The organism is Dyadobacter sp. 3J3 (genome assembly GCF_009801115.1).
Classification (GTDB): Bacteria; Bacteroidota; Bacteroidia; order Cytophagales; family Spirosomataceae; genus Dyadobacter.
Genome location: NZ_VTOL01000012.1, coordinates 25,483 through 51,243, shown reverse-complemented (window position 1 = coordinate 51,243; position 25,761 = coordinate 25,483). Strand labels below are relative to the sequence as shown.

Here is a 25,761-nt window from a genome sequence, read left to right as displayed (position 1 = left end):
GATACGAAAAAATAAATAAATTTATCCAGTGGTAATGAAGAGAAGTCACTTTTTGTTGAATACTAACATTGTAATTTTATGAATATTAAATTTTTTGGAATGACTGTAATTACCGCCACCTTACTTGCTGCAAACGGCTCGGCTCAGAAAATAAATTACCCAAAAACTAATCAGGTAGATCACATTGATGATTACCACGGTACAAAAGTTTCAGATCCATATCGTTGGCTTGAAGATGACCGCTCTCCGGAAACTGCCGCCTGGGTAAAGGCCGAAAACGCAGTTACTTTTGACTATCTGGATAAAATACCTTTTAAAGGGAAGATATTTACAGATCTTGAAAAGGCTTACAACTATCCAAAATATTCTGCTCCAACTAAAAAGGGCGACTACTTCTATTTTTATAAAAACGACGGCTTGCAAAATCAGGCCGTACTTTACAGGCAAAAAGGTTTAAACGGAACACCGGAAGAAGTGTTGGATCCCAATAAACTTTCAACGGATGGGACTACCAGACTTACCGTTTTTAGCTTATCAAAAAATGGAAATCACGCCGTCCTTGGTTTTTCCAAAGGCGGATCCGACTGGCAGGAATATCAGGTAATGGATATGAAAACCCTGAAAATGCTATCAGATAAAGTGGAATGGGTGAAAATTTCAGGTGCGGCCTGGCAGGGTGATGGTTTTTATTACAGCCGTTATCCAAAACCGGAAGGAAGTGCACTCGCTGCAAAGAATGAAAACCATCAGGTATTTTATCATAAAGTAGGATCGGAGCAGTCAACAGATAAGTTGATTTTTGAAGATGCTGCAAATGGCCAGCGTTTTCATACGGTGGGCACCACGGAAGACGAGCAATATGCCATTTTATCCGTAAGCGACCGGGGAAAAGGAAAGGATGGAAACGGACTGTGGGTCATGAAAAAGGGAGAAACCAAATTCACCGCAGTAAAGGAAGAAATTACTGATTTTAGTTTTGGTATTGTTGAAAATGTTGAAGGCGGGTTTCTGGTTGAAACCAATGAAAATGCGCCTAATAGCAAAATACTATTTTACGAATCAAAAACGAAAAGCTGGAAACCATTTTTAGCAGAAAAACCAGAACCTCTGCAAGGTGCCGGAACGGCTGGCGGAAAATTATTTGTTTCTTATTCGAAAGATGTAACATCAAGGGTATACGTTTTTGATCTGAAAGGAAAATTGGAAAACGAAGTACAACTTCCCGGTCTGGGAACTGTCGGTGGATTTGGAGGAGAAAAGGAAGATACCTTCGTTTTTTATACCTACACTTCCTTCAATTATCCGCCTACTATTTTCCGGTATGATATCTCATCGAAGAAAAGCTCTGTTTTCCGTGAGCCGGAAGTTTCGTTCAAACCGAATGATTATGAAACCAAACAGGTTTTTTATCCTAGCAAGGATGGTACAAAAATTCCAGCTTTCATAACTTACAAAAAAGGGTTAAAACTGGACGGTTCCAATCCAACAATTTTATACGGTTATGGCGGATTTAATATCAGTTTGACACCTGCGTTTAGTCCTACACGTATTCCGTTTTTAGATCAGGGTGGCGTATATGTTCAGGCTAATTTACGTGGAGGAAGTGAATATGGTGAAAAGTGGCACGAACAGGGAATGAAGCTAAAAAAACAGAATGTTTTTGATGATTTCATAGCGGCAGCGGAATTTCTGATCAAAGAAAAATATACCTCGCCAGCACGTCTTGCAATTCAAGGAGGTTCGAACGGAGGTTTGCTGGTTGGTGCTGTTATGAACCAGCGTCCGGAACTTTTCAAAGTCGCTTTTCCGGCTGTGGGCGTTATGGATATGCTTCGTTTTCATAAATTTACAATCGGCTGGAACTGGATTGCAGATTATGGCAGCAGCGACAATGCAGAAGAATTTAAAGTCATTTATGCTTATTCTCCGTTGCATAATATTTCAACAGGCGTGAATTATCCGGCAACTATGATCACAACAGCCGATCACGACGACCGCGTAGTCCCGGCACATTCTTTCAAATACGCAGCAGAATTACAGGAAAAGGCTGGAAGTTTTTCTACTAATCCTCTTCTGATCCGAATTGATACTAATTCCGGTCACGGCGCTAGTAATACCAAAAAAGCTTTGGAAACGCAGGCGGATATTTATGCGTTTTTGTTTTATAATATGGGGTTGAGCTGGAAGTAGTTTTTTATTGTTTGGTGTAAAAACATAAAAAATCAATGAACATGCTGAAATAAGAACATTTTTTCCAATAAAACTGAATAACAAAAGAGCCGCAGCAAATATTTGTTGCGGCTCTTTCAATTAGAATTGTTACCAGAAAGACTTATATAATTCCTGTGTGCAGGATACCACAGGACGGTACGCAAACCTAAGTTTTCTAATCTTGTAATGTAAATTAGAAGTAAAATGGCTGACATAGAAAAAGTTTACTCATTCTAAAATTCTAACTTTAAAAGCGATCTTAAAAACAAAATAATATGAGCAGTTCAAAAGCAGAGCAGTACAAATATGTGAGCTATTTATGGGATGATGCGAAAGCAGCTTCTCTTGGTGATGACCAGGTGGAATTACTTTTATATCGCTCCAACTTATTGGGAGCCGATCTTCGTCTTACCAATTATGCGGGTGGAAATACCAGTTGCAAAACCATAGAAAAAGATCCATTGACAGGTAACCCTGTCGAAGTAATGTGGATCAAAGGCTCTGGCGGAGATATCGGTACTTTGAAGAGAAGCGGCCTTGCCGGTCTTTTTCAAAACCGTCTGCATGCATTGAAAAATATATATCGGGGTCTTGAATTTGAAGATGAAATGGTTGAGCTTTTCAATCATTGTATTTATGATCTCAAATCCAAAGCACCGTCTATCGATACTCCCTTACACGGACTGCTCCCTTTCAAACATATTGATCACTTACATCCTGATGCGTTAATTGCTATTGCCGCTTCGAAAGAAGGCGAAGCAATTACAAAGGAAATATTTAAAGGCGAACTGGCGTGGGTGCCTTGGCAACGTCCTGGTTTTGATCTTGGGTTGAAACTGGAAAAAGCGTTGGCTGACAATCCTGGAATCCGCGGAATCGTTTTGGGTGGCCACGGATTATTTACATGGGGCGATACTGCTTACGAATCTTACATTAATACACTGGATACGATCGAGCAGGCATCTGCTTATCTGGAAGCAAATTATGGTGTAAAACGTCCAGTTTTCGGAGGTGCCAAACAGGAAAGTCTGGAAGCGGGTCGTCGCCTGGAAATAGCAGGACAATTGGCTCCTTACCTGAGAGGTTTGGCGTCGGATCGTCAGACGATGGTTGGACATTTTACGGATGATGCCCGCGTTTTGGAATTTATCAATAGTAATGATCTGGAAAAACTGGCTCCATTGGGAACAAGTTGCCCGGATCACTTTCTTCGCACAAAAATCCGTCCGTTGGTTCTGGACCTTCCTGCGGAAACTCTGGCATCAGATGCAACAGCAATTTTAGATTATATCCGTCCGCAATTTGAAGCATACCGTGCCGATTACCAGGCTTACTATGATCGTTGCAAACATGAGAACAGTCCGGCAGTTCGTGACCCGAATCCGGTTATCATTTTATACCCGGGCGTTGGTATGTTCTCTTTCGCGAAAGACAAACAAACAGCACGTGTTGCGGCTGAATTCTATACCAATGCGATCAATGTAATGAAAGGCGCGGAAGCGGTTTCATCGTACGTTTCTTTACCTGAACAGGAAGCTTTTGATATTGAATACTGGTTATTGGAGGAAGCGAAATTGCAGCGTATGCCGAAAGAAAAATCACTTTCCCGTAAAGTGGCTATCGTTACCGGCGGATCTGGTGGAATTGGAAAAGCAATTGCTCAGAAATTCCTGGAAGAAGGTGCCTGTGTCGTAATCTCAGATATCGATGATAAAGCGCTTGCTGAAACAAAAAGCGAATTTGATGCAAAATTCGGTAAGGATTTTTCAGCAACTGCTAATGCAAACGTGCTGGAAATAGATCAGATCAAATCCGCATTCCATGTTACAAAACTGAAATTCGGTGGTGTGGATATCGTCGTGAACTGCGCCGGATTATCGATATCAAAACCACTTGCAGAAACGACCATTAAGGATTGGGATATTTTGCAGGATGTTTTGGTAAAAGGTCAATTCCTAGTTTCTCAGGAAGCTGTGGCTATCATGCGCCAGCAGGGTTTAGGTGGAGATATTATCAACATTGCTAGTAAAAACGGTCTGGTTTCAGGACCGAATAACGTAGCTTACGGAACGGCAAAAGCGGCGCAGCAACACATGTCCCGCCTTTTGGCAGCAGAATTAGGCGGTGACAAAATCCGTGTTAATATTGTTAATCCTGACGCGGTAATTTCAGGTAGTAAAATCTGGGAAAGCGGATGGGCAGCCGGACGGGCAAAAGCTTATGGTATCAAAATTGAAGAATTGCCAGCTTATTACGCAAAACGTACGGTTTTGAATGCTGAAATTCATACAGAAGATATAGCAAACGGAGTTTTCGTATTCGTTGGCGGATTGTTAGGGAAAAGTACCGGAAATGTTTTAAACATTGACGGTGGTGTTCCTGCGGCATTTGTTCGCTAGCATTTGAAATAAAAAGCTGTGTCAAAAGTAGATTCTGCTTTTGGCACAGCTTTCGTTTTTATAGTGATATTCCAATTTTCAGAGCCTTTTTTATCAGGCTTATTTTAAAATCTTTAATACCAAAAAAGATGAAAATAGAACAATATCGGATTGATCAGCATAATGAAGGTTTGCTGGGAAAACATAATAACCAGTTCATTTTTCTAAAAGAACAACTGGGCGAGCAAGGTATTGACGCAAACGCAATCGTAAAAACATTGCAGGCGTTTCAGGTTGCAATTCCAAGCTGGGCTTTGGGGACAGGCGGAACACGTTTTGGTCGTTTTTCAGGTGCAGGAGAACCTGGTTCTCTGGAAGAAAAAATTGAAGATGTAGGGCTTTTAAACGCATTAAACCGTTCAAGCGGATCCATTTCATTACACATTCCATGGGATATTCCAAAGGACGCAGACGCGATGATTCAGCTGGCGTCTTCGCTTGATCTGAAATTTGATGCGGTGAATTCTAATACATTCCAGGATCAGAAAAATCAGGAGTTGTCTTACAAATACGGTTCGCTTTCACATGTGGATCCAAAAGTGCGTAAACAAGCGGTTGATCACAATATTGAGGTAATTAAATACGGAAAAGAATTGGGTTCAAAAGCTTTATCAATCTGGCTTTCTGACGGATCTTGTTTTCCGGGACAATCTAATTTTGTAAAATCGTTTCAGAATACGCTGGAATCATTACAGGAAATCTACGCGGCATTACCAGAAGACTGGAAAGTTTTTGTTGAATACAAAGCATACGAACCGAATTTTTATTCGACCGTTATCCAGGATTGGGGAAGTTCTTTATTATTTTGTCAAAAACTGGGTCCGAAAGCGGATGTCCTTGTAGATTTGGGGCATCATTTGCCAAATGCCAATATTGAACAAATTGTAGCAACTTTGATGATGGAAGGCCGTTTGGCTGGTTTCCATTTCAATGATTCCAAATATGGCGACGATGATTTAACCGTCGGAAGTATCAGGCCTTATATGCTTTTCCTGATTTTTGTGGAACTGGTAGAAGGTATGAAACGGGCAGGAAAAGGTAGCGACGGTTTTGCCTGGATGATCGATGCAAGCCATAACGTAAAAGATCCTCTGGAAGATTTACTTCAATCTGTTGAGGCAATTCTTTTGTCTTATGCTCAGGCGTTGATTTTGGATAGTAAAAAGCTTGAAATAGCAAGAGGCGAAAATGATGTGGTTTTGGCGCAGCAATTGTTACAAAATGCTTTTAGGACGGATGTTCGTCCGTTGGTTCGTGAAGCAATGTTACATAGCGGAGGTTCACTTGACCCAATCGGTCTTTTCAGAGATTTGAAAGTAAGAAACGGCTTAATTGCAGAGCGTGGTCTTGTGACAGTGGCGACTGGTCTTTAAAATCATAAAATATAAATCTGTCATTCTAAGGTGTCTTTGGATTCCCTGGAATGACATTTTTTTATAGCGATTTCCTTCTGATCAGGGTGAAAGGATTTTTGATGATTTCCGTTTTATTTTCCATAACCAGTCTCGCCGCCGTTTTTCCCATTTGCTCATGATCGGTTGAAATAGTCGTGATTCCATCCAGAAGGATTTCTTTCAGGGGCGTTTCATTATAGGATATTATCCCAACATCTTTACCAACAACCAGATGTTGTTCGCGACATTTTTTGACAAGATTAACAAGATCTGTTTCTTCAATCACAACATAAGCAGCATCTTTAATAACCTTGGTGTTTTCCTCGGTTTCAAACATGATGTCAAATTCAAACTGCTGCTGAATACAAAAAAGCCGAAACCCCTTAATAATTTCTTTTGGATAAGGAATCAGGGTAGGGAAAATCAGGATCAATTTTTTGTAAACTTTTAGCAGATCATTTGCTTCGTTCAAAGCGCTTAAAATATCTTTTTCAAAGTTTTGATGAACAGCTGAATGTTTTCTGTTATCCAGTTCGACATCCTTATCCAGCAAAATCAGTTTTTCCGCTGGGATCAGTTTTAATATTTTGGCGGCTTCCTCTTCGTTGTCATAAAAATGCGGCATGATCACATAGTAATCATATTCTCCCAAACTGTTTTTTATCAAATTGGAAAAAATATTAATGTTTGAGTGATGAATGTGCAGGTCAACGATCATATTACGACCAACATTTTCAACAAAGGCATTATAAATCTGTTTTTTGTAATTACTTATTTTATTGAAAACCAGAAGGATTCTTGAAGTCGTTTCAATATCAACACGATTGATAAAATATCCCTTTCCACGCACCGAAACCAAAACACCGTCTTTAATTAAATGACGGTAAGCTTTTTCAACGGTATCCCTTGAAAGTAAGTATTCCTCACTCAACTGATTGATAGAAGGTATTTTATCTCCCCTTTTCAGTTTTCCCTTGCCAATGGCCAGTAACAGCGATTTGATAATCTGCATATACTTTGGCGCACTTTCCTTAAACTCAATATCAAACTGGATTTCCATTAAAAAAGAGATGCTTAGGTTAGGAACTATGTTAAAATTAATACAATTCCTTTAAATTTGAATATTAAATATAAGTTAAAATAGTATGTAGTTATACTTATTAATTACTGAAAATGCTCCCCCAAAGACTATAAAATCTTTCGGAGAGCATTTTTTTGCTACAATTTTAAAATTATCTTGGAGAGCGTCCGCCTCCTTCTGAGCTGCCACCGCCACGGCTTTCGTTGGATCTTCCTCCGCCTCTTGATTCACCTCCGCTACTTCTTTCTGGTGAATTAGATCTCATAGATGCTCCATTGTCAGAAGATCTTTGCTGACCCTGGTTCTGTCCGCCATTATTTTCAGAACGTCCGGAACTGGCTGGTTGATCGTAAGAACGGGACCGATTTTGCTCAGGAGCTGGTGATTGGCGTTGTACTTCACCCCCGCGATTTCCATTGTTTCCATAAGCTATTGATGGATCCTGAGTTCTTTGATTTCCGTAATCCTGTGCGCTTCTTTGTGGCGCAGAATAACCGCGGTCCGGTGTCGAACGTTCGTTGGAACGACTTGGTTGATTTTGGTTATAAGGATTATTCCCGTTTCCATTTCTGTTGTCCGGAGTACTAGTCCCAGGATTTTGGTTATCATTTCCGGAATAAGAACGGTTACCTAATTGTCCATTATTACCATTTCTATTTTCCGAATTATAATCGCTCGTCCCTCTGCCGTTATTATTGTAACCATTATTTCCTCTGTTATCAGGACCGTTTGTTCTGTTTCCCGAATTATAATCGCTCGCGCCTCTGCCGTTATTATTGTAGCCATTGTTTCCTCTGTTATCCGAGCCGTAAGAACGGGATCTGTCATAACTGCCACTATTTCCACCATAACCTCTGCTGTTTGCGCGATCGCCCATTACAACGCCTCTGCGGTCGCGGTCAATCTGACGGATTTCAACAGGACGTCTAGTTACCCGTTCAATTTCATCACGTCTCGGACCATATACATACGAACGGTTGTTGCTGCGGTAGTAGTTGTTAATGATCGTAGTACGTCCGTAGATATTGTTATATCCGCCACGGGGAACCCAGTAATTGTGCCAGCTGCGGCTTGAAATATATTGCTGCGGAACAAAAACCCACCAGAATGAAGGAATATTAATCGATACATTGATATTAACACCAGGTCCCATCGGTGCCCAGCCATAATATCCGCCACCTGAACGCCAGCTTACCCATGCAGGTCCCCATTCATATCCGGGAATCCAGAACCAGCCATTATAATCATCAAATGACCAGCGACCGTAATGAAAAGGAGCCCAGCCCCAGTCGTAATCCGAAACCCAGGTATTGCCATAATCGGTCACCTGCCAGTATCCATTGGTTGCGTAAGGCTGGAAATTGGCGTCTACATTTGGCGTCCAAACAGAACCGTATTGGGGTGTATTAATCCAGCGTCCGTAAGGAGCCAGTTCATTGTAAAAAGTTTGATATGAAATAGAAACTCCGGGCTGGGCTTGTAGTTTTTCCCCGAGCGAAATACCTGCAATAAGTAAAAGAGACAAGCCCAGTATCCGAAATTTATGCATGGTGTTCATGGCTGTATGGATTAATAGTTTTCGTTTTTAAAATCAATTGTTTGACAGAAAAATTAGAAACAGGTTTAACCGGGTTTAAAGTAGGGAAATCAGTCAAAATTGTTCCTTTCCCGTATTTAAAAATATATTTACAGAATAAAGTCTTCTTAAATTTATTATAATTATTTGTATAACAATGCTTTGTAATTATTTGTTATCCATTTACAAGAAAGTTGACCGGAAATATAATCGTTTTGTAAGCGTAAAAACTGGTTATATTGGTATACACATTAACACGCGTTAACACATTTTACATTTAAGTGATGATAAACCCTGAGAAATTACATAATGAGCTTGTTTTTCAAACTGCAAGAAGCGGTGGGAGCGGAGGGCAAAATGTAAATAAAGTAGAAACAAAAGTAGAGCTGCGGTTTGATATTCCTAATTCGGCATTGCTGAATGATGAGGAAAAACAGACGCTTATCGAAAAGTTAAGTTCGAAACTGACCAATGAAAATGTTTTGGTCATGTATCACCAAACGGAACGTTCTCAGTTGGCAAATAAGGAGAAGGTTGTTGAGAAATTTAACAAACTCATTCAACAAGCATTTTTTGTCCAGAAAAAAAGAAGAGCTACCCGCCCTACACTGGCTTCGAAACTGGAAAGGCTGGCTGGCAAACAAAGAAAATCGACTGTAAAATCCATGCGAAGAAAACCGGTAGATGATTAGGTGAATTTGTTTTACTTTAATGAAAACTCCTTTTACTTACGATAAGATTTCCGATCAATACATATGGCTTCAATTTCTGCTTCAAATAATACTTCTGCTCTTCGTACTGTTCTGTCATTGCCGGTAATTGTGGCCTCGCTGGGTTATTTTGTTGATGTATATGATTTGCTGTTATTTAATATTGTAAGAGTGCCAAGTTTGCGTGAACTGGGTTTGTCGGAAGCAGAAATTTCTGCGATTGGAGGAAAGATTTACAACTGGCAACAAGCTGGTTTATTGATTGGCGGATTCTTCTGGGGAATATGGGGTGATAAAATGGGAAGGCGCTCCGTACTTTTTGGATCAATTCTGATGTATTCGCTTGCCAATATTGTATGTGGTTTTACCAATAACGTTGAAATATATGCGATCCTTCGTTTTATTGCCGGTCTGGGACTTGCCGGTGAACTTGGTGCAGGAATCACTTTAATTGCTGAAATTCTTCCAAAACATTTGCGTGGTTATGGAGCCTCTGTGGTTGCGAGCGTCGGTCTTATGGGTGCCATAGCCGCATTTTTTGCAGTAAAACTTACTGATTGGCGCACAGCTTATTTTATTGGCGGAGGTATGGGACTTGTTCTTTTGGTGCTGCGTTTCAATGTACTTGAATCTTTCCTTTTTGAAAAAGCAATAGAAAGTAAAGTTAAAGCCGTTCAATGGTGGACGATATTTACCAAACGTGAAAAACTAATTCGCTACCTGCGCTGCATGGGTATAGCTTTACCAACGTATCTGGTTATCGGAATCTATGCGACTTTTGGGAATGAATTTGCAAAAGCCCTGGGCGTTCCGGGAGATATTCAGGCGGGCAGCTGCGTTCTGTATACGTATATAGGAATTGTTACCGGCGATTTTTTTAGCGGTTTTTTAAGCCAATGGCTGCAATCAAGACGAAAAGCCATTTTGATCATGTTATTGATGACGTTTGCCGGAATGGTAGTGCTTTTATACGGAGGAATAAATTCAGCCGCAACCTTATATATCTGTTACGGTTGGCTTGGTTTTTCAATTGGCTATATTGCCATGTTCCTTACCACCACGGCCGAACAATTTGGCACCAATCTTCGTGCAACTGTAACCACTTCGGTTGCCAACAATGTCCGGGCGACAACACTTTTAACCTTACCCATTTTCCAATTCCTGAAACCTGACTGGGGTGTTCTCCAGGCAGGTGCAAGTGTTGGAATTGTTTGTTTTATACTGGCTTTACTTTCTCTTTGGAAAATGGAAGAAACGTATGGCAAGGACCTGGATTACGTAGAACAATAATCCTAAACCAACGCTTCAAACAATATTTCTGCCGGATGCATCGCTTTGCGTCCCGTACCATCATGGATCTGGTGGCGGCAGCTCGTTCCGGGCGCGGCGATAATCACATCATCTGCCTGTTTCCGAACGGTTGGGAACAGTACCAATTCTCCGATTTGCATGGAAATATCATAATGTTCCTTTTCATACCCGAAAGATCCCGCCATCCCGCAACATCCCGAAGGAATAAGCTGAACGGAATAATTTTCCGGCAATGAAAGCATTCTTTTCGTTGGTATCATACTGGAAATCGCCTTCTGCTGACAATGTCCGTGTAATTTTATCACGCGTTTTTCTTTACTGAATGAGTCTTTCGAAATATGTTTCAACTCAATTTCTCTTGAGACAAATTCATCAAACTGCAAAGCATTGAGCGCAAGTTTTTTTGCATCTTCAACCATATCCTCACGAACAAGATCAGGATATTCGTCGCGGAAAGTTAAGATTGCTGATGGCTCAATACCGATTAATGGCGTATCATGAGAAATAATATCTTTTAACAAACGGATGTTTTCTTCGGCAATTTTCTTGGCGTCTTTCAACAATCCTTTTGAAAGCTGAGGCCGGCCGGATGTTGCGTGATTAGGAATGATTACTTCGTAGCCCAGTTTTTCCAAAACCATAATCGCTTTTATACCAATTTCAACATCATTAAAATTGGTAAACTCATCACAGAAAAAATAAACCTGACGCGCAGACGGACTGGCAGGTTTCTTGGTTTTTGCTCTTTTATCATACCAGGCACGCAGCGTCGTATTTTTTAATAATGGCATCGTACGCTCAGGATGAAAACCTACAATACTGTTTGCAATTTTCCGAAGCGGGGCATTTTTATAAATCAAATTATAAGCCCATGGCACATAACTTGCCAGGCCATTCAGTTTTGAAAAATTCCCAACCAGCCATGAGCGCATCGGTACTCCATGCTCATCATGATAGTGCTGAAGAAATTCCATTTTCAGTTTGGCAACATCCACGTTGGAAGGACATTCTCCCTTACAGCCTTTGCAGGCGAGACAGAGATCATATACTTCCTTGATTTCTTTATTGTCAAACCGGTTTTCTTTGGGAGAATTTGTAAGCATTTCCCGCAGAATGTTGGCTCTTGCGCGCGTTGTATCTTTTTCATTCCGCGTCGCCATAAAACTTGGGCACATCGTGCCACCGCTCATTTCAGTTTTCCGGCAATCACCCGATCCGTTGCATTGTTCGGCGTGCTGTAAAATAGTCTGATCCTTAAAACGGAAATAAGTTTTGAATTCTGGCACAACATGATCTGCCTCATAGCGCAAAAAGCTGTCCATTGGGGGAGTATCGACGATTTTGCCCGGATTCAGGATATTATGAGGATCCCAGGTACGTTTTATTTCCTTGAACAATTCATAGTTATGCTGTCCAACCATTTGCGGAATAAATTCTCCCCGCAAACGTCCGTCCCCATGTTCACCGGAAAGTGAGCCCTGGAATTTTTTAACCAGCGTTGCAATTTCCTCCGCGATTGTCCTGAATTGCTGATGGCCTTCTTTTGTCTTTAAATTGATAATCGGCCGAAGGTGCAATTCTCCTGAGCCAGCATGGGCATAATGAACCGCAGACATGCCATGTTTTTTCAGGATGTCATTAAATTCAATAATATATTGAGGCTGATCATAAACATCCACCGCGGTATCTTCAATCACAGCAACCGCTTTTTCGTCACCCGGAAGATTGCTTAACAAACCTAATCCGGCTTTTCTAAGCGTCCATATTTTTTTGGTATCATCACCAAACAAAAGCGGATAATGATACCCCATACCGGCATTAATGAAATCAATTCTCAGAGCTTCTGCCAATGCCTCCACTTCTTCTTTGGTTTCTCTGGAAAGATCCACAACCAGAATAGCCGGATATTCTCCCGCTTCCGTATTTTGAACAAAAAATGCATTGGCCTTTTGTTCCTTATTCATGGCGGAGCATTCCAGCACATAATTGTCGATAAGCTCAACGGCCTGCGGTTTATATTTTAATGCAAGAATTGTAGCGCGTAATGCTTCATCAATCGAGGTAAAATGAGCGCACAGCAAACCTTGTGTAGTAGGAGGAAGCGGAATAATGTTTAATTTGATTTCTGTCAAAAAACAAAGTGTTCCTTCTGAACCAGCAATAAGCTTACACATATTAAATGCAACCGGCATATCACTATGCTCTGAAACTGCTGTGAAAGGCTCAGTTTCCAGAAGCATATCCAGCGCATAACCTGTATTTCTTCTTTCAACGCTTCGCTTCGGAAATTCCTTTCTTATCTCAGCCTGGTTTGCAGGATTTGATAAAATTTCAAAAGTTTTGGCGTAAATTTTATCTGTTAGAGAATTGACCCCGTTTTTAGGTAATTTTTTGTTGAAGTCAGCGATACTTTCAGTAGAAAATGTGGCCTCACTTCCGTCCGCCAGAATTGCTTTTACTTCCAGTAAATGTTCTCTCGTACTTCCATATACTACGGAATTGGAGCCGCAGGAATTATTTCCAACCATTCCACCGATCATGGCACGGTTTGCAGTAGATGTTTCAGGCCCGAAATAAAGTCCGTATGGTTTTAAAGCCATATTCAATTCATCACGGACGACACCAGGCTCAACTCTTACATACCGTTCCGCTGCATTTATTTCCAGGATTTTGGTAAAATGCTTCGAAGTATCTACAATGATACCGCTTCCCACCACCTGACCTGCCAACGAAGTACCCGCAGTTCTGGGAACCAGTGAAATTTTATGACTGGTTGCATAAGCAATCAGTTTTTTAATATCATCGAGTGTTTTAGGAATAGCCACAGCCAACGGCATTTCTCGGTAAGCGGATGCATCCGTTGCATACAAAGTACGCATGGTATTGTCATCAAATAAATCACCGGTAAGCTGGGCGGCTAATAATTGTAGGTCTGAATTTTCAACGGAAGAATGCGGTGCCATAAACTAAAAGGGTACTGAAAATAAACTCCACCAAAGTTACGAACTAGCAGTGATGTAATCGTGAAATTTTTAGAGAAAGGTTTGGAAGAATCAGAGCGGGGGAAGCAATAATTTAGGATAATTACAGTTTATAATTAAAATATTCAAATCTTATTTTTTAGGTACCTAGCTGTTTTGAATCATCAACGAATTATTTGATAAGTAACTTTTTGAGGTTAAAATTTAATTAATAAAAATTCTATTCATCTTACAGTTGCAATATCTCAACTATTTATATTAATTTCGGTTACTGTTTATATAATATTCCTATTAGTTCTGAAATTATGTATATAACTGCATTTTCTATACATATTTATCAAAACAAAAGTGATATTTTATAAGGCGGTGGAAAGTGGCAGAAACATTTAATTATTTAATTAACCTAACTATGATGAAATTTTCCATGTGTGGCCAGGTATTGTCTGGTCGTTTTAGAGCGTTTTACTCCGAAGGGAGAGCTTTTTCTGCTAAATGCTGTCAAATAAGTTTAGTATTCATGCTGTTGGCGATTGCCAATGCTGCTTATGCGCAGGAGGTACCTGTTACTGGAAAAGTGACGGATCTAAAAGGGGCCGGATTACCGGGCGTATCGATCACAGTAAAAGGAACTACGAAAGGTGCAAACTCAGATATGGACGGAAATTATACTATTTCCGCCGAAAAAAATGGAACGCTCGTTTTCAGTTTCATCGGTTTTACATCCAAGGAAGTTGTTATTGGAAATCAGTCTAAAATTGATGTACTTTTAAGTGATGACGTTAAAGCATTGGATGAGGTGGTTGTTGTTGGATATGGAACTGCTAAAAGAAAAGACGTAACAGGATCTGTTCAGTCCGTAACTTCAAAGGATTTTAACTCCGGTATCAATCCAAACCCACTTCAGGCTATACAGGGCCGGGTTGCAGGTTTGACAATTACACAACCTAATGGTGATCCAAATACAAGCCCGACGGTTCGTTTGAGAGGTTATACTTCTTTGGCCGGTGGTAGCGATCCTTTGTATGTTGTGGATGGTATTATCGGTGTTCCGATTGCTACAATTTCCCCCACGGATATTGAATCAATGGACGTATTGAAAGATGCTTCGGCTTCTGCAATTTACGGTTCACGTGCTGCGAATGGTGTAATTATCATCACAACAAAACGTGGAAAATCAGGTAAAGCGACAGTAACTTTTAATAATTATGTAGGTGTTGATGTAATCTCAAATAACTTGAAATTACTTGATGGTCCAGGTTATATTTCTGAGGTTACACGTATTAAAGGAGAAGCTTCGCTTGCTGACAATCAACGTTTTCCCAAAGATGCAGCCGGTAATAATTACAATACCGACTGGTGGGATCAGATTTCAAGAAGAGGTGTTACAAACAGTCATGATCTTGCGATTTCCGGAGGCTCTCCAACATTCTCATACCGTGGATCTATCAACTATACCAACCGTAACGGTATTATCAAAAACACCGGTTTCGACCGTATGACTGGTAGAATAAACCTGGATCAGAAGGCATTGGACAATCGTTTGAATATCCAGTACAGTCTTTCTTATACCAATACAAATTCAGATTTGACTGATAATGGTATTCTTGCCAACGCAACATTATTTCTTCCCACGCTGCCTGTTAAAAACGCTGATGGAACTAACTATGAAATTCCAGGGGCCTTTGATTTGAACAATCCCGTAGCGATGCAGGAAAATGAAATTTTTAAACGTGAAAAAAATGTATTGGTTGGAGGCGTGAACATGAAGTATGAATTGTTCAGCGGTTTTGTGCTTGGTGTCAATGGCGCCATTAAAAATGATCAGGAGGTCAACAGCCAGTCAAGAGACAGATCAGTGAAAGCATTCCAGATTAATAATGGATTGGCCTCAAGAGCTCTTGCAACGATCAATGACAAACTTCTTGAACTTACAGCAACCTATACAAAAGGTTTTGGGGATAAAGGGAGTAATTTTTCATTATTGGGAGGTTATTCTTACCAGAATATTATCAATGATGGTTTCGGTGCAAACAATACTCAGTTTGTAGCAACGGGTCTTGGGTACAACAATCTTGGTCTTGGAGCAGGATCATTGATTCTACCAAGTACTTCTTACGTTAGTTCTTATAAAAACAAAACTACGCTTGCTTCTTTCTTCGGACGCGGTACTTTGAATGTAAATGAGAAATACAACCTTACAGGTACACTACGTTATGATGGTAGCTCGAAATTTGGTGCTAACAACAAATGGGGTTTATTCCCTTCGGTTGCTGGGGGATGGACAATTTCTGACGAATCATTCTTCCCTAAATCAAATGCATTTAACTATTTGAAATTACGGGCAAGCTGGGGTAAAACCGGTAATTCTGAAGGGTTGGTACCTTACCAGTCTTTACAGCTTTATGGCCCAACAACTTCGTACTATGATGGTAGTATCAACAACTTTCTTCCAGGTTACGCAATTACTCAGAACACAAACCCTAATTTGAAATGGGAAGTGGTACAGCAAGTGAACCTTGGTTTGGATTTCCAGTTTGTAAAAGGTCGTTTTACGGGATCTATTGATTTGTTCAATAAGAAAACCGAAGATATGCTTTACAAATATTCAGTTCCTGCGGATGGGGTTAAATACTTTACCAACTTTATCTGGGCCAACGTTGGTTCCATGCGTAACAAGGGTATTGAACTATCCTTCGGTGGAGCCGTTATTGAGAAAGATAACTTTAACTGGACCAGTCGTCTTGTTGGATCTTACATCAAAAACTCAATTATCAGTCTGAAAAGCAATGATTTCGATTCGGGTATCGTTCGTTTTAATGCATTTGGAGGTAGAGGTCTTTCGAACGTTTTTGCCTCAATACTGACTCCTGGATTGCCTTTGGGTTCTTTTAATAACGTTGGTAAATTTGTTGGGTTTGATGACAAAGGACAAATGTTACTTGAGGGAAAAGATGGTGGAGCCCCAGTAACTAACCCGGCTGATGCCCAGGTAGATTTTAAAGACAATCCACAACCTTACATCACTGGTGCATGGGTAAACAGTTTCCGTTTCCATAAATTTGATATGAGCTTTCAGGTAAGAGGTGTTTTTGGAAATAAAATCCTTAATAACTTGCGCTCAAACCTTTCAATTCCTGGTTCAATTCTTGAAACCAATATGTTGAAAAGTGTTAGTGAATTACCTGCTAATTTCAGTACTAACGCTTTGTCCAGCTACTGGTTGGAAAAAGGAACTTATGTTCGGCTTGATAACTGGCAAATCGGATACAACTTGTCTCTTGAGAGCAAATATCTGACTAATGCAAGAATATATCTGGGAGGAAACAACTTGTTTATTATTACGAAATACCGAGGCGTGGATCCTGAATTAGAAGTAAAAGGAGACTTTAACACGGGTACTTCGGCACCAAATAGTCTTGGACTGGATGCGAGTGGTATTTATCCAAAAACCCGTTCTTTCCAATTAGGTGTAAATTTGACATTCTGATATAACAAATTATAATAGAGGTAACTGATTTTGATACATATAAGTTGTTATCAAGATTTTCTCTGACTAATAAATACACATAGAGATGAAAGTAAACATTAAACATATTTTATTGGGCTCCGCACTTTTGCTTGCGGGTCAATCCTGTACTGATTTAACCGAAACTACATACGACGTAATTCCAACAGACCAGTTTGGATCAACAGCTGCTCAGCAAGCGGCGTTACTTGGGCCACTTTACAGTTCTTTAGGAGATTATTTTGGACGTTATGCCGAACTAAATACAGTTACTGACGAACAGGTAATTCCTACACGCGGTGGTGACTGGAAAGATGGTGATGCATGGAAACGTTTGAAAGAACACAACTGGACGCCGCTTGGAGATGATGATAAATTTAATGGTATGTGGACCTGGTGTTATAACAGTATCACATCTATTAACCAGCAATTAGGTAATGTAACTGAACCTGCTACATTGGCAGAGTTACGTGTTTTAAGAGCATATTATCATTATATCTTGCTGGATCATTTCAGAAACATCATCATCGCTGAAAAAGTAGGGGGAGATGCCCAAACTCAAAAGACAGGTGCTGAAACAGCTGCATGGATTGAAAAGGAAATAAAAGAATCTTATCCAAATCTTAGTGCTACAGCCGGTGGAGCATATTACGGACGTATTAATAAGTATGTTGCCAATATGATCTTGGCAAAGCTTTATCTGAACTCGGAAGTTTACACTGGAACGGCAAGATGGGCAGATGCTAAAGTACAATGCGATACGGTTATCGCATCTGGGAAATATGTATTATCCGCAGACTTTTTCAGTAACTTTTCAACGCAAAATCAGGCTTCCAAGGAAAATATCCTTTCAGTTCCTTATGACGCTTCGAAAAGAGGAGGTTTTAACATGAACATGAGAACACTTCATTATTTGAGTCAATTGACTTACAATACTCCTCAGGCTCCATGGAACGGATACTGTACAGCAACGGAATTTTATAACTCGTTTGCAGAAACGGATGGAAGAAAGAAAATGTGGATTGTAGGGCAGCAATATTCCTCAGATGGTAAGGCACTTACGGATGATGGAAAACCATTTATTTTTACACCGGAAATTCCTGCATTTGAGATGCCGGCGGGTCCTGTCGCACGTTTGGCGGGAGCAAGAAGCCAGAAATATGAAATCCAGAGAAATGGTGCAGCCAATGATCAGGACAACGATTTCGTCCTGTTCCGCCTTGGAGATACGTATCTGATGCGTGCTGAAGCAAACCTTCGTTTGGGAAATACAGCTGCTGCGATTACAGATGTAAATATTGTAAGAGCTCGTTCAGGCGCTGCTCCGGTAACAAAACTAACATTGGATGATATGCTTGCAGAAAGAGGTTGGGAAATGGCATGGGAATATGTTAGACGTCAGGATTTGATTCGTTTTGGTCAATTTAATAAAGCCTGGATGTTTAAACCAGCTTCGCCGGCTTTCCGTAACATCTTCCCGATTCCTTCTACCCAGCTTTCATTAAATCCAAATTTGAAACAAAATCCCGGGTATTAATCAGGATTAAATAGGTAAAAGTCTTAAAGTAATTAAAACAGGAGTGAGCTTGTTAAGCTTACTCCTGTTTTAATTTAAATTTGTGGTACATTATGTACTGTACTAATGAATATAGAATATAGGCTAATGATCAAAGGTTTTTATAAACAACTAATTTGGGTTTTAAGTATTTTCATTTTTTTTGGTTGCTCTAAAAAAGAAGATAACGAAAATCACTTGTTTCAGGAGATGACTGCCGAAGAGACAGGCATTGCGTTTGAAAACACCATTACAAACACGGATGAATTCAACATCTTCAATTACCGCAATTTTTATAATGGCGGTGGAGTAGCTATTGGTGATATTAATAATGACAACCTACCCGATATTTATCTGATTGCAAATCAGGGAAGAAATAAGCTTTTCCTGAATAAAGGGAACTTTAAGTTTGAAGATATAACCGATAAGGCTGGCGTCGGAGGAACGAAATCATGGAGTACAGGTGCCACTTTCGCGGATGTAAATGGCGATGGTTTGCTGGATCTTTACGTTTGCAATGCAGGGAAATCCGAAGAGCGGGCAAATGAATTATTCATCAACAAAGGAAACGGAACATTTGTTGAAAAGGCAAAAGAATATGGCCTTGACGATCAGGGATATTCCACACATGCGGCATTTTTTGATTTTGACAGAGATGGTGATCTTGACATGTTTTTGCTGAACAATAGTTTTACGCCGGTTGGTCGTCTTGGTTATGCCAATTTACGCAGCCAGCGTGACAAAGAGGGCGGTCACAAATTGTTCAGGAATGACGGGGCACATTTTACAGATATAAGCGAGGCGGCTGGTATATATGGCAGTTTGATAGGTTTTGGACTGGGAATTACAATCGGTGATGTTAATAATGATAACTGGCTGGATATGTATATTTCCAACGACTTTTATGAACATGATTATTTATATATCAACAACCACGACGGTACTTTCACTGAATCCATAAAGTCTGCCATGCAGCACACCAGTTTGTCTTCCATGGGAGCAGATATTGCAGATATTAATAATGACGGAAAACTGGATATTTATGTAACAGATATGCTTCCTGCAACGGATCGCAGGCTTAAACTGACCTCAACTTTTGAAGGCCATGACTTGCAGGAATTGAAAGTTTCAAGAGACTTTCACTACCAACTTATGCAGAATACCTTGCAGCTAAACCAATCCGGAGCTCCGGATGGAAAAACATGGTTTAGTGAAATTGCACGTTTTACAGGTACACACGCGACGGACTGGAGTTGGGGAGCACTTATTTTTGACATGGATTCTGACGGCGAGAAAGATATTTTCGTGGCCAATTCAATTAATAAGGATTTGACAAATCAGGATTTTGTATCCTTTCTGGCGGATCCTTCTAATATTGCGGAAGTGAGCAGGACAAGGACATTTGATTATAAAATGTTCCTTGATAAAATGCCTTCAGAACCGTTGGCCAATTATGCTTTTAAAAATAATGGGAATTTATCTTTTGCAAATAAAGCGGCCGACTGGGGGCTTGCGACGCCTTCATTCTCTAACGGAGCTGCTTATGGGGATCTGGACAATGACGGTGACCTTGATCTGGTTGTAAATAATGTTAATGGCCCTTTGTTTATGTACAGAAATAAATCCAACGAGCGGAAAGATTTTCACTACATAAAATTTAAACTTAAAGGAGAGCAAGGGAATCTGGACGCAATCGGTACTAAAATTTATGTTCACCAAAAAGAAAGAACGCAACTGCTTCAACAAATGCCCAACCGTGGATTTGAATCTTCTGTGGATTTACGACTGGTTTTTGGACTTGGAAAAAATTCAAAAATCGATTCTGTAACGGTATTGTGGCCAAATGATAGGGAGTTTGTGATGAAAAATGTTGCTGCGGATTCCATGTATATCATTAATCAGAAAGATGCAGTAATACCTTGGAAAGCGGAAAGTGAAAAAGGGAAGGCTAAATTTAATGAGATAACTGCCAGCGGAATAGATTTTACCCACAAGGAAGCTGACTATGTGGATTACAACCAAAATCCATTGATCAAACAAATGTATTCAAGGTTTGGTCCGGCATTGGCTGTTGGTGATATTAATAAGGATGGCCTGGACGACGTATATATTGGAGGTGCGATCGGTCAGGGCGGAAAACTTTTCATTCAGAAAAAGGATGGGAACTTTACTGAACAAACTCCAAGAATATTTGCGGAGGAAAAAGAACTTGAAGCATCAGATGCAGTATTTTTTGATGCTGATAATGATCAGGATCTGGATTTGCTGGTCGTTTCTGGTAGTAATGAATTTAAAGACGACGATGTGATATTGTTGCCAAAACTATACCTAAATGATGGAAAGGGCGGTTTTGCAAAAGGTACTGGGTTTCCTTCTCTGAAAATAAATGCCTCCTGTATCGCGATTGGAGATTATGATAAAGATGGCGATAATGACGTTTTTATAGGTTCAAGGTTAAAGTCTGGACAGTATGGAATCGATCCTGCAAGTTATTTGCTAACCAATGATGGAACCGGTTCTTTTAAGAATTATACGAAAAGATATATTCCCCAGATTGATAAATTAGGAATGGTTACTGATGCTGCCTGGGCAGATCTCGACGGTGATTCTTATCCGGAATTGGTCGTTGTTGGCGACTGGATGCCAATTACAATCTTCAAAAACCAAAGGAACAAGCTGGAACTTCAATCGCAGGATATTATAAAAAATGCTCAGAATGAGACTGAAAAAACCAATGGCTGGTGGAATACTGTTGACATTTCTGACATAGATAATGATGGAGATCTTGATATTATAGCGGGCAATCTTGGCCTGAATTCCCGTTTAAAAGCCAGTCAGAAAACACCGGTAGAAATGTATGTCAAAGATTTTGACCATAATGGTGTGGTAAAACAAATCATAACGTGCCCGGACGAATCAGGTGTTTCATATCCTATGGTCATGAAGCCGGATTTATTGCGTGCTATGCCTTCCTTGAAAAAGAAATTTGTAAAGTATGAACAGTACGCTGGAAAAACGATTGATGAAGTCATTGATAAAAAGGATCTTGAAGATGCGGTGGTGAAAAAAGTGTTTACGGCTGAATCGGCGATTTTGCGAAATGACGGAAAAGGCAGCAAATTCACTTTTATTCCTTTGCCAACACAGGCACAGTTCTCGCCAATCAGCAGTATTATTTCCACGGATTACGACCATGATGGCCTGGTGGATTTAATAGTTTCCGGAAATTATTACGATGTACTGCCGGAAATTGGAAGGTATGATGCCATGAAAGGTCTGGTACTTCGTGGGACGAAAAATGGTTTTGAAGTAAAATCTCCTTCGGAATCGGGGTTTTGGGCTGAGGATCAGGTAAGAACAATGAAACAGTTAAAACAAGGGCAAATTGTTTTAGGGAAAAATAATAGTAAAGCGCAGGTTTTTAAACCTGTTACGAAGAAATAAATAGGGCTCAACAATGTCAGCAACGACTGATATTGAAATAATAGTTATCCGGAATTAGTATTTGAAGTGAAATGAAGAATTTAAATCTGATTGTAATTCTGATGGCCATGATTGTATTTCAGTCATGTAAATCCGAAAATAAAAGTAAAGAAAACGCATTGTTTGAAATTAAAGATTCAACCGTAACCGGGGTTAATTTTATCAATAAGGTAGTTGATAACGAAATGGTTAATTTAATGGACTATCTCTATTTTTATAATGGAGGTGGTGTGTCTACGGGTGATATTAATAACGACGGATTGGCTGATGTATATTTTGTTTCGAATCAAGGGAAAAATAAATTATATCTCAATAAAGGCAATTTTAAATTTGAAGATATCACGGAAAAAGCAGGCGTTGCGGGTTTTTCAGACTGGCAGACTGGCGTTACCATGGCTGATATTAATGGTGATGGATTACTGGATATTTATGTTTCTGCGGTAGGGAACTTTCGTGGCATGGAAGGTGCAAATGAGTTATACATCAATAATGGAGATTTAACTTTTACCGAAAAAGCAGCAGATTACGGTCTTGATTTTACAGGTTTTTCTACCCAGGCCGTTTTTCTTGATTATGATAAAGATGGAGATCTTGATTGTTATTTGTTAAATCACGCCGTCCATACTTCCCGTAGTTATGATCGTGTCAGTACCCGTCATTTACGTAATAATGAGGCCGGGGATTATTTGTACGAAAGCCAGATCAGTGATCAGAAAGCAGATCCGAAAAAGCCTGTAAAATTTAAAGATGTAAGTGAAAAAGCGGGTATTTATGGCGCCGCAATGGGTTACGGATTGGGTGTTGCCGTTGCGGATTTAAATAATGATGGCTGGGATGATATTTACGTTTCCAACGATTTTCATGAAGACGATTATTGCTACATGAACAACGGAAATGGAACTTTCACCAATAAAAGCACGGAAATGTTTCGGTACACAAGTCGCTATTCCATGGGAAATGACATTGCCGATGTGAATAATGACGGATTCCCGGATATTATGACGCTGGATATGTATCCGGAAGATGAGACGATCGAAAAATCATCCATTGGTGAAGATCCGCTGGATATTTATTTGTATAAACTTTCCTTCGGTTATATGCCGCAGTTGAGCCGTAACTGTTTGCAGATCAATATGTCCGGAAAGGGTTTTATGGAAGTTGGCGCCATGGCCGGTGTAGCAGCAACGGATTGGAGCTGGTCGCCGCTACTGGCAGATTACGACAATGATGGCATCAAGGATTTATTTATCACTAATGGAATTGCGCATCGTCCTAACAATCTGGATTATGCCAAATATGCTGCCGACGATTCTTTAAGATATGCCGTTGAAACCTCGGTTGAGCTAGACAAAAAGGCATTGACGATGATGCCGGAAGGAAAAGTCCACAACTATCTTTTCAAAGGAACGAAAGATTTGAAATTTCAGAATAAATCACTGGATTGGGGATTCACGGCACCAAATATTTCAAACGGTGCCGCTTATGCTGATCTTGATAATGATGGCGATCTGGATCTAATAACGAATAATTTAAATGAACCGTCGGCATTTTACCAAAACCAGGCAAACAAGCAGCCCGAATCGGGTTATTTGAGAATTAAACTGGAAGGGTTTCCTGGTAATACTTTTGCGATGGGGGCAAAAGTGGTGATCAAAACAAAGTCGGGTCTGCAAATGCAGCAGTTGTCAACTACAAGAGGATTCGAATCATCCAGCGAACCTTTGATCCATTTTGGCACAGCAAAAGAAAAAACACTCGATAGCCTTATCGTTGTTTGGCCAAATCAGAAAGTTCAGGTTTTGACACAGGTGAAAACTAATCAGCTTCTTAAAATTAAATATGACGGATCAGGGAAATTATCTGAGCCGATTGGTCCATGGATCGTGCGGAAACCGGATCAAAAGTTATTTGAAGATGTTACGGCACAATACAAAATACCTTTCAAACACGAAGAAAACCGTTATTTTGATTTTTACCGTGAAAGTTTGATGCCGTTCCTGATTTCTTCCGAAGGGCCAAAAATCGCTGTTGCAGATGTAAATGGAGATGGTTTGGAAGATTTTTATGTGGGCGGAGCAAAATGGCAGATCGGATCTCTTTATTTGCAGAAATCGGACGGCAGGTTTCAGTTAAGTCCACAAGCTGATTTCAGAACAGATTCCACTTTTGAAGATATTGAAGCCGTATTTTTTGATGCAAATAAAGATGGTTTTAATGACCTGTACGTCGTTTCAGGTGGAAATGAGTTCTATGATAAAATGACACAACAATTCGACCGGATTTATTTCAATGACGGAAAAGGAAATTTCAAAAGAGATGCCACTGCTCTTCCGCCCATGTTCGATAATAAAAGTTGTGTTAAACCTATGGACCTTGATGGAGATGGAGATCTTGATCTATTTGTAGGTGGACGTGTTCTTGGTTTCCAATATGGAATGTCTCCCAATTCTTATATTTTAATTAATGACGGAAAAGGTCATTTTTCTGATAAAACGGATCAATTAGCACCAGGGCTGAAAAAAATCGGGATGGTTACGGATGCTGTTTGGGTTGATATAGATGGAGATAAGCAAAAGGATTTGGTTGTGGTAGGTGACTGGATGCCGGTTACTGTTTTCCTGAATAAAAAGGGAACGCTGAAATCGGATAAATCAAGTAAGTATACTGCGCCCTCAGGTTTTTGGCAATGTGTAAGTGCGGCTGATTTTGATAAGGACGGAGATATTGATCTGGTTGTTGGAAATCTTGGAAGTAACAATAAATTTCAGAAACGCCCGGATTCACAATTGAAAATGTGGGTGAAAGATTTTGATAATAACCTTGGGCTTGAACAAGTTTTGGCTTACAGTGCAGGAGAATCCTGGTTCCCCGTCGCTTTTAAAGATGAACTTGGAAAGCGAATTCCTTCGATCATTAATAAGCGGTTTACCGATTATAAGTCTTATGCAGGGAAAACCATCGATCAGATTTTCAAAACGGAAGAATTAAAAGATGCCAAACTTCTGGATGTTGACAAATTTGAATCAGTTTATCTTGAAAATAAAGAGGGAGGGTTTGTAATACATGATTTACCACGGGAAGCTCAGGTTTCAAAACTGTTTACTTTTGCGATTTCTGATGTAAATGGCGACGGGAAACCGGATATTTTGGGTGGTGGAAATTATTGGGGTGTAAGTACTTATCAGGGGCGTTATGATTCCAGTTATGGTTTGGTTTTGATCAATAAAGGAAAGGGAAGTTTCGAGTCAGTTTCTCCAATTGATAGCGGTTTAAGAATGGACGGCGAGATCAGGGATATAAAATCAATACAAACCAAAAGCGGGGTGATGTGGCTTGTTGCCAGAAATAATATGCCTTTGTCGATAATTAAGCCGATGTCGTTGAAAAGTAAATAGTCGGATGCCCGGATTTGCCTTTTTTGACGGGAAATAAAGCAATAAAATTCATTGATCAATCTTGAATTGAGTTTCGCTTATGCAGTTTTGTGCCTATCCAATACGGAATTTTTTATCACAC

General features: G+C 40.0%; 12 protein-coding genes. 9 read left to right on the top strand and 3 right to left on the bottom strand.

All coding sequences use genetic code 11. The annotated features are described in order from the left end of the window. Positions 1 to 78: 78 nt before the first annotated feature. From FZF08_RS23500 to FZF08_RS23490, 3 genes are all read left to right on the top strand, one after another. On the top strand, positions 79 to 2,190 hold the full coding sequence (locus FZF08_RS23500) for a prolyl oligopeptidase family protein (protein ID WP_229216664.1): 2,112 nt from the start codon (positions 79 to 81) through the stop codon (positions 2,188 to 2,190). Positions 2,191 to 2,486: 296 nt separating this feature from the next. Continuing rightward, positions 2,487 to 4,610, top strand: coding sequence for a bifunctional aldolase/short-chain dehydrogenase (locus FZF08_RS23495; protein ID WP_159474306.1), 2,124 nt, complete (start codon positions 2,487 to 2,489; stop codon positions 4,608 to 4,610). Positions 4,611 to 4,738: 128 nt separating this feature from the next. Beyond that, a complete protein-coding gene (locus tag FZF08_RS23490) occupies positions 4,739 to 6,022 on the top strand; it encodes a TIM barrel protein (protein WP_159474302.1) in 1,284 nt (427 codons plus the stop codon). 61 nt (positions 6,023 to 6,083) lie between these two features. Here FZF08_RS23490 and FZF08_RS23485 read toward each other — a convergent pair whose 3' ends face one another. Together FZF08_RS23485 and FZF08_RS23480 are read right to left on the bottom strand one after the other, a co-directional pair. Further along, complete coding sequence (locus tag FZF08_RS23485) at positions 6,084 to 7,103, bottom strand: GntR family transcriptional regulator (protein WP_159474299.1); 1,020 nt, start codon at positions 7,101 to 7,103, stop codon at positions 6,084 to 6,086. 172 nt (positions 7,104 to 7,275) lie between these two features. Next, complete coding sequence (locus FZF08_RS23480) at positions 7,276 to 8,682, bottom strand: DUF6600 domain-containing protein (RefSeq protein WP_159474296.1); 1,407 nt, start codon at positions 8,680 to 8,682, stop codon at positions 7,276 to 7,278. Between the two features lie 302 nt (positions 8,683 to 8,984). On the opposite strand from FZF08_RS23480, the gene arfB reads away from it, so the two are divergent. Both arfB and FZF08_RS23470 read left to right on the top strand, forming a co-directional pair. Next, complete coding sequence (arfB, locus tag FZF08_RS23475; protein WP_159474293.1) at positions 8,985 to 9,392, top strand: alternative ribosome rescue aminoacyl-tRNA hydrolase ArfB; 408 nt, start codon at positions 8,985 to 8,987, stop codon at positions 9,390 to 9,392. A gap of 63 nt (positions 9,393 to 9,455) precedes the next feature. Continuing rightward, positions 9,456 to 10,700, top strand: coding sequence for an MFS transporter (locus FZF08_RS23470; protein ID WP_159474290.1), 1,245 nt, complete (start codon positions 9,456 to 9,458; stop codon positions 10,698 to 10,700). Between the two features lie 2 nt (positions 10,701 to 10,702). Here FZF08_RS23470 and FZF08_RS23465 read toward each other — a convergent pair whose 3' ends face one another. Further along, positions 10,703 to 13,684 (bottom strand): FAD-binding and (Fe-S)-binding domain-containing protein, encoded by a 2,982-nt coding sequence (locus FZF08_RS23465; RefSeq protein WP_159474287.1) that lies wholly within the window; start codon positions 13,682 to 13,684, stop codon positions 10,703 to 10,705. 427 nt (positions 13,685 to 14,111) lie between these two features. Between FZF08_RS23465 and FZF08_RS23460 the strand changes: the two genes are divergently transcribed. The 4 genes from FZF08_RS23460 (at position 14,112) to FZF08_RS23445 (ending at position 25,640) form a co-directional block, all read left to right on the top strand. After that, positions 14,112 to 17,189 (top strand): SusC/RagA family TonB-linked outer membrane protein, encoded by a 3,078-nt coding sequence (locus FZF08_RS23460; RefSeq protein ID WP_159474284.1) that lies wholly within the window; start codon positions 14,112 to 14,114, stop codon positions 17,187 to 17,189. 85 nt (positions 17,190 to 17,274) lie between these two features. Beyond that, positions 17,275 to 18,744, top strand: coding sequence for a RagB/SusD family nutrient uptake outer membrane protein (locus FZF08_RS23455; RefSeq protein ID WP_159474281.1), 1,470 nt, complete (start codon positions 17,275 to 17,277; stop codon positions 18,742 to 18,744). 228 nt (positions 18,745 to 18,972) lie between these two features. Continuing rightward, the gene (locus tag FZF08_RS23450; RefSeq protein ID WP_229216663.1) at positions 18,973 to 22,206 is read left to right on the top strand and encodes a VCBS repeat-containing protein; all 3,234 of its coding nucleotides are present in this window, start codon (positions 18,973 to 18,975) and stop codon (positions 22,204 to 22,206) included. Between the two features lie 71 nt (positions 22,207 to 22,277). Beyond that, complete coding sequence (locus tag FZF08_RS23445) at positions 22,278 to 25,640, top strand: VCBS repeat-containing protein (RefSeq protein ID WP_159474275.1); 3,363 nt, start codon at positions 22,278 to 22,280, stop codon at positions 25,638 to 25,640. The last annotated feature ends 121 nt before the right edge of the window (positions 25,641 to 25,761 follow it).